Genomic DNA, 12022 nt, shown 5'->3' with positions numbered 1-12022 from the left:
CCCAACATTGACCTTATTGCACCACCATGGCGCGGATAGTTTTCACCCTGGAAGACGGCACAGAAATTGAAACCGAGCTTGATGCGGAAGTCATCACGATCGGGCGTCACGCCGACAGCATCGTGGTGCTGCCGAGCTCTTCAGTGTCCAGTCACCACGCGACCATCCGCCAGCGTGGGGACAGCTACTACGTGCAGGATTTGGGGACGACCAACGGCACCCGCCTGAACGGGGTGGAAGTGGAAGAGGCCCGTCTGGAGGACGGCGATCAGCTGACGTTTGGTGACATTCCTGCCGTGGTGCACCTTTCTGTGGCACCCATCACCCGTGGCGTGCCCACGGCCCCGGTGCCCATCCCGGTCCCCCTGGCAGCCACAGCCCCGGTGGCGTCGAAGTACGCCACGAGCCGCTCGGTGCCGATCGCGCCCGGCCCGCGTCGTTCCTCCCGTCCGGTGCAGCAGTATGAGGAATCCTCCGGCTGTGCTGGCTTTCTGACCTTCCTTTTGTTCCTGGTCCTGGCCTTTGCGGTGGGGCTGCACGTTCGTCACGGTGTGGAAACCGGTGGTTTCCTGATTGGCGATGTCATCAAGAAGGTTCGCGACAAGGCCAGTGACGGGGTGGAAAAAGACGCCGCGCCCGCCCCCAAGGAGGAAGGCAAGGCCCCTGCGCCCACACCTGCTCCAGCGCCTGCCCCGGCTCCTGATGCCAGCGCGCCGGCCAAACCGGCGCCTGCAGCACCTTCCATGATGAATGGAGACGCCCCCATGTCCAACATGGCCCCGGCCATGAATGGAGAGGGTGCCATGTCCGAAATGGCTCCGAAGCCTGCCGCGCCGCCGGCAGCTCCGGCCATGATGGAGATGAACTGAGCCAGCTGCGCCGAGTCGCGAATTTCACAGAAGGCCGGGGTGTCCCCCCGGCCTTTTTTTGTGCCCACGAAGCGAAGAGCCTAACCTCCTATTCATCTCAAGCGCTCATACTTGCATTTATGCGCATATGAGACTAATGCGCGCCCCGCTCCATCTCAGGTCCTACCTGGCCCGGTGGCGCGCTTCGCCTCACGATTCTCTCCCTATGCAGCCCTACTCAACCATGAGCGGGTCCTTCCATGACTTCCCACACTGCGAATCCGCAGGAGAAGGGGATGGCCCATGTTATTGCATGGAACTCGGTGGCAACCGTGATGGGGGTGTTGGCTCCGAGTCTGGATGCTCCTCGCTAGCAAAATCCTGTATCGATATTCCGCGCGCAAGACCGCTGAAACGGCTGGGATTGGACAGGCGGCAGTGTGCCGATGTTGCCCCTCGCGTCGGCTTGATGAAGGGGCGCTCTGCAGAAGTATTTCCCCCAGTGACAGGCCGCACCGGAGCCTGCGCCGGCCCTCGCCCCCAGGGATCGAACTCACCGGTCATCAAAACTCAGTAGACTCCATGAAATCACTGTACACATTGTTGTTGTCGGCGGCGCTGCTGCCGATGGCCCAGGCGGGAGAAGTCGTCACGGCGGCTTCGGGCAAAGCCCCGGTGGAACCGGTGGCGCCCGCCAAGGAAGAATCCATCTATGACAAGATCTGGGGGCTGGCCACGATCTATGAAAACAAGGAGAACCCGCTGATCCAGAAGCTGGCGCTTACCGGTCGCTACCATGGGCAGTACTACGTGGTGGATGACGGGGATTCCTCCGCTGACGATTGGGAAAACCGTCGTATCCGGATTGGTCTGAAAGGGGACTTCCTCAAAGAGTTCTCCTTTAACGTCCAGGTGGACCTCAATCCCGATGTGAACCCCTCCTACACGGGTCTCACGGATGCCTATGTCGAGTGGAAGCCTGCCAAGGAGTTTCGCCTGCGCGTCGGCAAGCAGCCGGTGGAGTACACCTATGAAGGTGGCACTTCCTCCAACGAAATCCTGACGATCGAGCGCTCGCTCATCACCAGCACCGTCTGGCCTTCGCCTGAATACATCACGGGTGTGGTGGCCTCGGGCACGGTGGGGCACTGGGTGTACGCCGTGGGCGGATTTGCGGGCGATCTTGAGAAGGAGTTCAGCGAGTTCGACGCTGGGGCCGGCATCCTGGCCCGCATCGGCTATGACTTCAGCAGTAGTGTCGGTCTGGACAAGGGGCTCATCACGGCGGGGTACTTCTACAACGACGGCGACAGCGGCAACACCGCATTCCGCAAGTTCAACAACACCGGATCCCTCTCCTTGCAACTGGCAAAGGGACGGGTGGGTCTTGTCACGGATTTTCTGGCAGCAGATGGTCTGGGCAGTCAGCCGGACGTGTTTGGTTTCCTGGTCATGCCGTACTACAACATCACGGAGAAGCTGCAGGCTGTGGTGCGCTACGCCTATGCGAACAGTGATGGCGAAAACGGCCTCTCCCTCACCAGCCGGTACGAGCAGAAGCTGGTCTCCGGAAAAGGGGATGAACATCAGGCCGTCTATGGTGGCCTGAACTACCGCTTCTACGGCGACAAGCTCAAAGTCATGTCCGGGGTGGAGTACTCCGACATGAACGGAGGCGATGACGGCGGCAGCTTCAGCGGCTGGACTTGGATCTCCGCGGTCCGGTTGAGCTTCTGACCGTTTGGGGAGATCAGCCTGTCTCCCAGCAAATCATTTAGTGAGTTGTGTTAAGTTGGGGGGCAGTGCCTGCCGGGTGGCGGGCACTGCCCCTGATGGTTGAAGCCCATCAACGCTTGGGTTCAGGAAGCACGATGAAGCCGTACTTCTGGAAGAGCGCATGGGACTCTGGGGTGTCCAGGTACTCCAGGTGCTGCTTTGCCAGATCGGCGTTTTTTGCCTCCTTCAGAGCGGCCATGGGGTAGGTGATGACCGGTCCCTCAGAGGCGGGCACCTCCAGGGCGACCTTCACCTTCGTGGTGATGGCGGCATCGGTCTTGTACACCACGCCGGCTTCCACGTTGCCTGACTCCACGGCTGCCAGCGCAGCGCGGACGTTTTCCGTGGCCAGGACCTTGGCCTCCACTTGGGCCCAGAGGCCCAGCTTGGTGAGCCACTCCTTGGTGTATACTCCGGCGGGTACGGCCTTGGGGTCCCCCAGGGCGAGCCGGCGAATGTCGGGCTTCAGCAGATCCTTGCCACTGGTGATGGCAAGTTTGCTGTCGGCTGGCACCACCACCACCAGGGCGTTGGAGAGCTGGTCCTCGCGTGTGGCGGTGTTGATGAGCCCGGCCTTCTCAAGCTGGTCCATCTTGGGAGCGTCTGCTGAGATGAAGACATCTGCCGGGGCTCCGGCCTCGATTTGTCTCACCAGGGCGCTGGAGGCTCCCAGATTGAGTTCCACCTTGGCACCGTGGGCCTTTTCAAATCCAGCGTGAATCTCCTTGAGGACGTCGGCGAGGCTCGCGGCCGCTGACACCCGGAGTTCCTTCGTCTGGGCAGAGAGGGAGTGGGGGATCAGACTGCCCACTGCCAGGGCGGTCAGGACGGAAAGCAGAGTGCGTGTTTTCATACTGTAGTGGGGCTGTTGTTTAGAAGTTGAAAACGGCCTGCACATAGAGCCAGTCGGCCCCGGTGGCACCGCCGTTCCTCGGCACGCTGCCCACCGAACTCTTGATGTAGTCGCCTGGGAAGAAGTGGCCATAGCCAAGCTGGAACTCCGTGGCGGAGTTGAAGGCATACTTGGCCACAATATCGAGTTCAGAGCCAACGAACGAGCTGTACTGTGGGTTTTTCCCGTAACCATTGCCGCTGCGGGCGGAGCCGGACTCCGGGTAGAAGGAGTCGCTGGTGTCCGCCAGCCAGAAGAGGAGGTAGTCCACGGAGAGCGTCAGTCCCTTGGCCGGCTTCACGGAGAAGGAGATCCGCGGGCTGTTGAGGTTGCGCAGGCCCACGAGGTCCATCACCCCATAGAAGGAGTGATTGGTGCCGAAGAGGGGCTCGAAGGTATCGTGATCGCCGTCACTGCCGTTGGAGTCGCCGCTGGCATAGTCATAGCCGAGGGCGATACGGGGCTTCGCCCAGACATCGCGGAGGGTGTAGCCCACCGTGCCGGTGAGGGCGAAGGCCTGGAGATCGCGCTCCACGCCGGCGGTGACGATGTCGCCGAACTGGCCCGCGCCTTCAAAGGCGAAGTCCCAGGGGCCGAACTTGTCCGGCAGCGACTTGAGGCGCACGCCGTAGGTGTACACATCCCGCTCGGTGGGGCCGCCAATGCCGGGGGCGATGGCGTTGGGGGACTTGCCGCTCACATTCCGGGCGAGGAAAAACGCCTGGGTCTCCACGCCGGTCCAGAGACTCTGGGTGGAGGCGTAGAGGCCGGAGAACTGGTCGTACTCGTTGGATTCATTGAAATAATCATCCCGCGGAATGACAACGCGGCTCGTGAAGGCGTCGATCCAGCTTGTGCTGCTGAAGGAGTAGCGCAGCACCGCGGCATCGAAGCTGCGGCCGGTGTTGCTCCAGTCGCCAATGCCGACGAAACGCTGGTCGCCGTAGGTCATCTCCTGGCGGCCAACCTTCAGAGTGAGGGGGAAGAGCTGGGGATCGCCCAGCTGAAGATAGGCCTGGTGCAGGTCCCACACATCCTGCTCAGGGCTGGGGTCACGATCATCCGACTCCGCCTGGGAGCCGCGGCCTTCCACGTAGAGCTTGAGCCAGGACTCCGGCTGCCAGCCGATGTGCAGCTTCTCGCGAAACAGGAAGACATCGTTGTCGTTGTCCACCCCACGGCTGATGAAGTCCTGGCTGGCGACCACCCCGGCATCATCCTTCAACTCATAGCGGAAACGGAACTGGCCGCCGATGTCCCAGGCATCAAACGCCGGGTTCTGCAGGCGCAGCGCATCATTGAGCAATCCGGCGCTGACGGGCTTTTTGTCCGCGGCAGGTGCCGGGGCGGGGGCGGCAGTCGTGCCGGCCTGGAGCCCGGGAATCGCCGCGTGTGAGAGCAGGAGAAGACCAGCCAGGGCCGGTGACAGCGTTTTGAGAGGCTGATGCCTTGTTTTCATGTGGGAGAGCCGCCGGTTGTGAGCGGTGTGGCCAATGGATCGAGTTGATATATTTTGTCAATGATATCATCTATCAAGTATATTCATCCAAGGCATGAGCGCCCAACCATTCGGATTCTGACTATTCAGCGGGATCGTTCAGCATCCCTTGCAGCCGACGCCATTGGGTCTTGGTGGCTTTCAGGCACTCGCTCGCCATTTCTTCGTAGAGCTCCAACACCTTCTCCCCGGCGGGAGTGATGACTGCGCCGCCTCTGCCTGGACCACCGCGACTGGCCGATACCACTGGCTCCTTAAAGTGCTGGTTCATCAGTTTGATGAGGCTCCAGGCGTGGTTGTAAGACATGCCCAGGATCCGCGCCGCTTCGGCAATGGATCCTGTCTCGTGAACCTGACGCAGCAGCAGGATCTTTCCCCAACCCAAAACCATGGCGGAGCCCGAGAAGACTCGCAACCGAGGCTGCAAGTTGAAACCAGGTTTGACGTCGGCGGGTGTTTGCATTGCTTGAGCGTAATGCGGAACGCGCGGATCGGCAACCGGCCCCACAGGACACCCGCTGAAAGATCCGTGTTGCGCCCCGGTTAATGTCAGCTCACTTCGAAGCACCTCATGAAGAAAACTGCACTCTCTCCCTCACCTTTCCGCCCTGTTATCAAACGCCGGCACTGGCTCGCCGCCGGGTTGGGGGCAGCTTGCATCGCTTTTGGTTGCCAGGGCATCGTGGGAGCTCAAACTATTGCTCCAGTGGTGGATGGCACCGTGCTCGTCACCAACAAAGGAGACCGTACGCTGTCCCTGATCGATCCCAAGACCAACAAGCAGGTCGCGGTGGTGCCGGAAGAAGGCATCACGGGGCATGAGGTGTCTGCTTCGGCGGATGGCAAGCTGGCCTTTGTCCCCATCTTTGGGAACTCGGGTGTAGGCAAGCCGGGTACGGATGGCCAGCTCATTCGTGTGATCGACCTGGAGAAGAAAGCCATCGTGGCGACGATCGATTTTGGCAAAGGGGTGCGTCCGCACTGCCCGATCACCTGCGAGAAGACGGGGCTGCTCTATGTGACCACGGAACTGGAGAACTCGGTGGCGGTCATTGATCCCAAGACGTTCAAGATTCTCGGCTCGGTGCCGACAGGCCATCCCGAGTCCCACATGTTGACCGTTTCCAAAGACGGCAAGCGCGGCTACACCGCGAACGTGGAATCCGGCACGGTCTCTGTGTTGGATTTGGAAGGCCGGAAGCTCATCACCAGCATCAAGGTGGCCCCACGCACCCAGCGCATCTCCCTTTCGGCGGATGACAAGCTGGCCTTCACCTCAGACCAGGTGCAGCCGCTGCTGGTGGTGGTGGATACCGCGACGAACACCGTGAAGCAGAGCATTGCGCTGCCGGACTACGGCTATGGCACGGCCGCCACTCCGGACGGCAAGTCGCTGGTGGTGACCATCATCAATCGCAACCAGGTGGTGGAAGTGGATCTGGCCACCATGAAGCTCGGTCGCTCTGTGGACGTGCCCGCTGCTCCTCAGGCAGTGGTCATCAGCCCGGATGGGGCCAAGGCCTATGTGTCTTGTGACGCCAGCGCCCAGGTGGCCGTGATCGATCTGCAGACCTGGAAAGTGGAGTCCCTCGTGGATGTGGGCAAAGTGGCCGATGGTCTGGCCTGGGCCAAGAAATAGCCCGGGGCGCCAGCCTTCAGAATTTCATGATGCCAGCCTCGAGACGAGGCTGGCATTTTTTTTCGTCACTTCACATCCAGTTCTTAAAGTGAATGCGTATTCAGAAACGTGAATGCTGATTCACAACTGCAAGCAGCCGATCGCCGGACCCGGGAACGGGAACGGAAGATCGAGGGGCTGCTGTCGGCTGCGGCGCAGGAGTTTGCCGCCAAGGGCTACCATCGGACCTCGATGGAAGACATTGCCCGTGCGGCCGAATACGCGACCGGGGCGATCTATCGCTACTTTTCCGGCAAGGAAGCCCTCTTCATGGGGCTGCTGGAGCGGCAGATGTCTGGCGTGACGCGTCATGTGCAGGAGGCGGTGAAGTCCGCAGCGGACCCCCATGATGCGCTGCGGGTGGTGGTGGAGTCACAGATCGAGTATGCGAGCCGCGACATCACCCTCATCCAGATCTATTTCTCGGAAGGGGTAGAGGTGATGAAGGAGCCAGCTTCGCAGAAGCGGCTGGAGGACCTCAGGCATCGGTTCGAATCCTGGCTGGCAGCCCGCATTGCGGCAGGGCAGAAGGCTGGCGAGTTCCGTCCGGGGGATCCCCGGCTGTTTACCATGGTCATCCAGGGGATGGTCGTGGCCTTGTTTCGCCAGTGGGCGTCAGGGCTGCTCTCACCCAAGTCTTGGAAGGCCCAGGCCAGGTTTGTCTCTGAATGCGCGCTCCGTTCCATCTCCCGATCCACTCCTCCATGAAACTCAACGTCGTACCTCATCTGGCGGTGGCCCTGACTGCTGCCGTGTTCCTGCCCGCGTGCGGGAAGAAAAAGCAGCAGCCCATGGCCCCGCCGCCACCGGCTGTGATCGTGGCCCAAACCCTTCAGCGCACGGTGCCCATCTTTGTGGAAAACGTGGCGCAGACTCAGGCGGCGGCCACGGTCGAAATCCGGGCGAGGGTGCAGGGCTTCCTGACGCAGGCCCCGTTTCGTGAAGGGGGGCTGGTGAAGAAGGGCGACCTGCTCTTTGAGATCGATCCCAAGCCGTATGAGGCGGCAGTGGCCCAGGCAAAAGCCAACGTGGCCAAGGCGGAGGCGACCGCGGAGCGAGCCCGGGCCGACGCCAAACGACTGGAGCCCCTGGTGAAACAGAACGCCATCTCTCAGCAGGATCTCGACACCGCCAATGCCAATGCGCGGGTGGCGGACTCCGAGGTGCTGGCGCTGAAGGCGGCCCTGACCTCAGCGGAACTCAGCCTGGGGTACACGGTGATGAGAGCGCCCTTTGACGGGATCATCGGCGCCCGTCTTGTGGATGTGGGAAACTACGTGGGCAGCAGCTCAGACACCATGCTGCTGGCGGTGGTGTCCATCGTGGATCCCATGCGTGTGCATTTCAATGTCCCGGAGGGGAACTACATCCGCTTTCAGCGACGGTTCATGGGGGATGATGAAGCGCGGGACAAGCACAGCGCGGCCATGCAGTTCCGCCTGCTGCTCAGTGATGGCACGACGTATGAGCATGTGGGCAAGTTCGAGTTCGCGGATCGAGCGCTGGACGCCAAGGCGGGGACGTTGAAGATCGTGGTGTCCTTCCCCAATGCCGAGGGACTGCTCAAGCCGGGCCAGTTCGGCCGGGTGCGGGCCATGACCGAGGAGCGGCCGGATGTGGTGCTGGTGCCCCAGCGGGCGGTGGTGAGCACGCAGAGCGTGCAGTCCGTGATGGTGGTGGGCGAGGGCAACAAGGTGGAGCAGCGCTCGATTGAAGCCAAAGATCGGTTTGAAGATTATTTCATCGTCACGAACGGATTGAAGGCAGGGGAGAGGGTCGTGGTGGAAGGTCTGCAGAAAGCACGGGCCGGCATGGTGGTGAATCCCCAGCAGGCCAGCACGGACGAGGGCGGTAAACCGGTTCCACCCGCAGCGCCCGCTCCGGAGAAAGCCCCGGAGGCGGCCCCTGCGTCTGCGCCAGCGCCAGCGGCCACATCTTCCCCCACAGCACCAGCGGCTCCTTCAGGAGACAACAAGCCGGCAGCAAACGACGGCAAGTAACATCCACCCTCACCGGAGACCACCATGGCCCAGTTCTTCATCAACCGTCGCGTGTTCGCGATGGTCATCTCGATTTTGATCCTGCTGGTAGGCTGGCTGGGGTTGCGCTCGCTGCCCATCGCCCGCTACCCTAACATGACGCCCCCCACCATTCAGGTGACCGCCACCTATCCGGGGGCGAGTTCGAAGGTGGTGGAGGAGACGGTGACCACCCCGCTGGAACAGGAAATCAACGGTGCGGAGGACATGCTCTACATGTCCAGCGGCAGCACCAGCGATGGCCAGAGTTCCATCAAGGTGACGTTCAAGGTGGGCAAGAACATTGACGATGCCGCCGTGGACGTGCAGAACCGGGTGGCGCGAGCCCAGCCCAAGCTGCCCACAGATGTCACGAAAAACGGCATCACCGTCACCAAGCAGTCTCCGGACATGCTGCTGGTCTTTGCCCTCAGCTCACCGGATGGCACGTATGATGACCTCTTCCTTAACAATTATGCTTTCCTGAACCTGCAGTCTGAGCTGGCCCGTGTGCAGGGCGTGGGTGCGGTGCAGATCTTCACGCAGAAGGACTACTCCATGCGCGTCTGGCTCCAGCCGGACAAGCTGGCCAAGCTGGGGCTCACGGCCAATGACGTCTCCAATGCGCTGGCCGAGCAAAACGTGCAGGCGGCGGCAGGGCAGATCGGGGCACCTCCCGCGGAGAAAGGGACGGAGTTCCAGTTCTCCGTGAATGTGAAGGGGCGGCTCGTGCAGCCGGATGAGTTCGGGGAAATCGTGCTGACCACCCTGGCGGACGGCACCGTGGTGCGGTTGCGGGATGTGGCGCGGACCGAACTGGGCGGCAAGGACTACGCAAGCTTCGGCCGCATCAATGGTTCACCTGCCGCACTCATCGGGATCTTCCAGCTCCCCACGGCGAACGCGCTGGATACAGCGGAGGCCTGCAAGAAGCGGATGGACGAGCTGGCCACTGCCTTCCCGAACGGCATGGAGGTGAAGGTAAGCTTCGACACCACGCGATTCGTGACGGCCTCGATTGAAGAAGTGCTGCACACCCTGGCCGAGGCCTTTGTGCTGGTGGTCGTGGTGGTGTTTATCTTCCTCGGCAACTGGCGCGCCACCCTGATCCCCATGCTGGCAGTGCCAGTCTCATTGATCGGTACCTTTGCCATCTTTGCTCCGCTCGGCTTCACCATCAACACCCTGACGTTGTTTGCCATGGTGCTCGCCATCGGTCTGGTGGTGGATGATGCCATCGTGGTGGTGGAGGCGGTGGAGCACCATATTGAAAAAGGACTGAGCCCGCTGGCTGCAACCCGAAAGGCCATGCACGAGGTGTCGGGGCCAGTGGTGGCCATTGCCCTGGTGTTATGTTCGGTGTTCATCCCGGTGTCCTTCATGGGCGGCATCACAGGCAAGCTCTACCAGCAGTTCGCGATCACCCTGTCGGTCTCGGTGATGCTGTCCGCGCTCGTGGCCTTGACCCTGACTCCGGCGCTTTGCGTAATGCTGCTGCGCCATCGGGAGCCGCCCAAAGGGCCCCTGGGGCGTGGACTGGCGGCGTTCAATCGTTGGTTTGACCGCATCACCGGGCACTATGTGAGCATCTGCCGCTGGCTCATCCGTTATGCCATCATCACCCTTGTGCTGCTGGCCGGGCTCTACACAGGCACGGTGGGATTGCTGAAACAACTGCCCACTTCCTTCCTGCCTGATGAGGACATGGGCTATCTGTTTGTCATCACCACGCTGCCGGATGGGGCTTCCCAGGAGCGGACAGACAAGGTGCTCCGCAAGGTGGAGGACATCCTGGCGAAGACGCCGGGCGTGAGCGATGTGATCACGATCGGGAGTCTGAACCTCCTGAGCGGAGCCCGCAGTTCCAATGCCGGGGTCTGCATCGTGTCGCTGAAGGACTGGAAAGAGCGGCCCGATCCCTCTGAGCAGGTGGCGCAGATCGTGCCATCGATCTATGCCAGAGTCAGCCAGATTCCAGAGGCGCTGATCATCCCGACCTCACCTCCGCCCATCCAGGGCCTGGGCAATGCCGGGGGCGTGCAGTTCGAACTGCAAGATCGCAGTGGCCGCTCTCCGGAAGAGCTGCAGGAGGTCTCCAACAAGATGCTTGCTGCCGCCGCGCAGCGTCCGGATCTGGCGCGGGTGTTCACCTTCTACAGCACGCAGGTGCCCCAGACGTTTGTGGAGCTGGACCGTGACAAGATCAAGACGCTGGGCGTTCCGCTGGACAGTGTCTTCGGCGCCCTGCAGAGCTATCTGGGTGGACTGTATGTGAATGATCTCACGCTCTTTGGCCGCAGCTTCCAGGTGAAGGTGCAGGCAGAGCCCGCCTATCGCATGGTGCCGGAGGACATCTACAACATCTATGTGCGCAGCGCAGACGGGAGCATGGTGCCCTTCAGCACGTTTGCCAAGGTCGAGTCCAGCACCGGCGCGGATCTGCTGCCTCACTTCAACCTCTACCGGACCTCGGAAATAACGGCCACCGGAGCTCCCGGGGTGAGCTCGGGTCAGGTTATTGCGGCGATGGAAGAGCTGGCCAAGGAAAACCTGCCGGACGGCTACGGCTATGAATGGACGGGGACGGCCCTCCAGGAGAAGCAGGCAGCTGGTCAACAGACGGTCATCCTGGGCCTGGCGCTGTTGTTCGTCTTCCTGGTGCTGGCCGCCCAGTATGAGAGCTGGGCGGTGCCGTTCGCGGTACTCTTTGGCCTGCCCATCGGCGTCTTCGGTGCCTTCTTTGGGGCGTGGATGCGGGGGCTGACCAATGACGTGTATGTGCAGATTGGTCTGGTGATGCTGATCGGTCTGGCGGCCAAGAACGCCATCCTGATTGTGGAATTCGCCAAGGTGCGACGTGAGGCGGGCATGGGCATTGAGGAGGCCGCACTCGAAGGGGCGAGGCTCCGGCTGAGGCCGATCATCATGACCTCTCTGGCCTTCATCCTCGGAGTGGTGCCTCTGGTGCTCTCTTCTGGAGCTGGCGCGGCCAGCCGGCAGAGCCTGGGCACGGCCGTGTGCTTCGGCATGAGCGCGGCCACCTTGATCGGGGTCTTCTTCATCCCGTGGCTCTACAAGGAGGTCCAGACCCTGGCAGAGAAGATCTCGGGCCCGCCGAAGAAGGAAGAGGAGGAGGCCCACGTGGCGGACTCTCCAACTACTGGGATCACCCACTCCGCTGGCGGTGCCTGAGGCATTTGCAGATCTAGATTGCAGTCAGTTTAGGAACGCCTCGAATGGCTCCAGGGATATCCCTTGGAGCCATTCGTCTGATTGCGGTCTTGCGTTGACGGCAGGGGCTATCTCGGGAAG

At 61.6% G+C, this 12022-nt stretch carries 9 protein-coding genes; 6 read left to right on the top strand and 3 right to left on the bottom strand.

The window, feature by feature from the left end; translation table 11 throughout:
* The first annotated feature begins 26 nt into the window (after nt 1-26).
* The gene (locus BV106_RS36675) at nt 27-869 is read left to right on the top strand and encodes an FHA domain-containing protein (protein ID WP_051946832.1); all 843 of its coding nucleotides are present in this window, start codon (nt 27-29) and stop codon (nt 867-869) included.
* Between the two features lie 561 nt (nt 870-1430).
* Entirely contained in the window at nt 1431-2585 is a 1155-nt protein-coding gene (locus BV106_RS33260) for a porin (RefSeq protein WP_038172217.1), read from the top strand.
* Between the two features lie 109 nt (nt 2586-2694).
* Here BV106_RS33260 and modA read toward each other — a convergent pair whose 3' ends face one another.
* The 3 genes from modA to BV106_RS33245 form a co-directional block, all read right to left on the bottom strand.
* Nucleotides 2695-3477 (bottom strand): molybdate ABC transporter substrate-binding protein, encoded by a 783-nt coding sequence (gene modA / locus BV106_RS33255; RefSeq protein ID WP_038172215.1) that lies wholly within the window; start codon nt 3475-3477, stop codon nt 2695-2697.
* A gap of 19 nt (nt 3478-3496) precedes the next feature.
* Nucleotides 3497-4975: an alginate export family protein gene (locus BV106_RS33250; protein ID WP_038172213.1), complete on the bottom strand. Its 1479-nt coding sequence runs from the start codon at nt 4973-4975 to the stop codon at nt 3497-3499.
* Nucleotides 4976-5096: 121 nt separating this feature from the next.
* The gene (locus tag BV106_RS33245; protein ID WP_051946829.1) at nt 5097-5477 is read right to left on the bottom strand and encodes a LysR family transcriptional regulator; all 381 of its coding nucleotides are present in this window, start codon (nt 5475-5477) and stop codon (nt 5097-5099) included.
* A gap of 108 nt (nt 5478-5585) precedes the next feature.
* On the opposite strand from BV106_RS33245, the gene BV106_RS33240 reads away from it, so the two are divergent.
* From BV106_RS33240 to BV106_RS33225, 4 genes are all read left to right on the top strand, one after another.
* Complete coding sequence (locus BV106_RS33240; protein ID WP_265596344.1) at nt 5586-6653, top strand: cytochrome D1 domain-containing protein; 1068 nt, start codon at nt 5586-5588, stop codon at nt 6651-6653.
* Between the two features lie 108 nt (nt 6654-6761).
* On the top strand, nt 6762-7400 hold the full coding sequence (locus BV106_RS36670) for a TetR/AcrR family transcriptional regulator (protein ID WP_051946826.1): 639 nt from the start codon (nt 6762-6764) through the stop codon (nt 7398-7400).
* Nucleotides 7397-8692 carry an efflux RND transporter periplasmic adaptor subunit gene (locus BV106_RS33230; RefSeq protein ID WP_051946823.1) on the top strand — a complete coding sequence of 432 codons (1296 nt, stop codon included), beginning with the start codon at nt 7397-7399 and terminating at the stop codon, nt 8690-8692. Before BV106_RS36670 ends, BV106_RS33230 begins: the two co-directional genes overlap by 4 nt.
* A gap of 24 nt (nt 8693-8716) precedes the next feature.
* Nucleotides 8717-11902 carry a multidrug efflux RND transporter permease subunit gene (locus tag BV106_RS33225; protein WP_038172211.1) on the top strand — a complete coding sequence of 1062 codons (3186 nt, stop codon included), beginning with the start codon at nt 8717-8719 and terminating at the stop codon, nt 11900-11902.
* The last annotated feature ends 120 nt before the right edge of the window (nt 11903-12022 follow it).

This window comes from Verrucomicrobium sp. BvORR106 (assembly GCF_000739655.1).
Lineage (GTDB): Bacteria > Verrucomicrobiota > Verrucomicrobiia > Verrucomicrobiales > Verrucomicrobiaceae > Verrucomicrobium.
The sequence above is the reverse complement of the archived record's forward strand: the minus strand, read 5'-3'. Positions and strand labels throughout refer to the sequence as shown.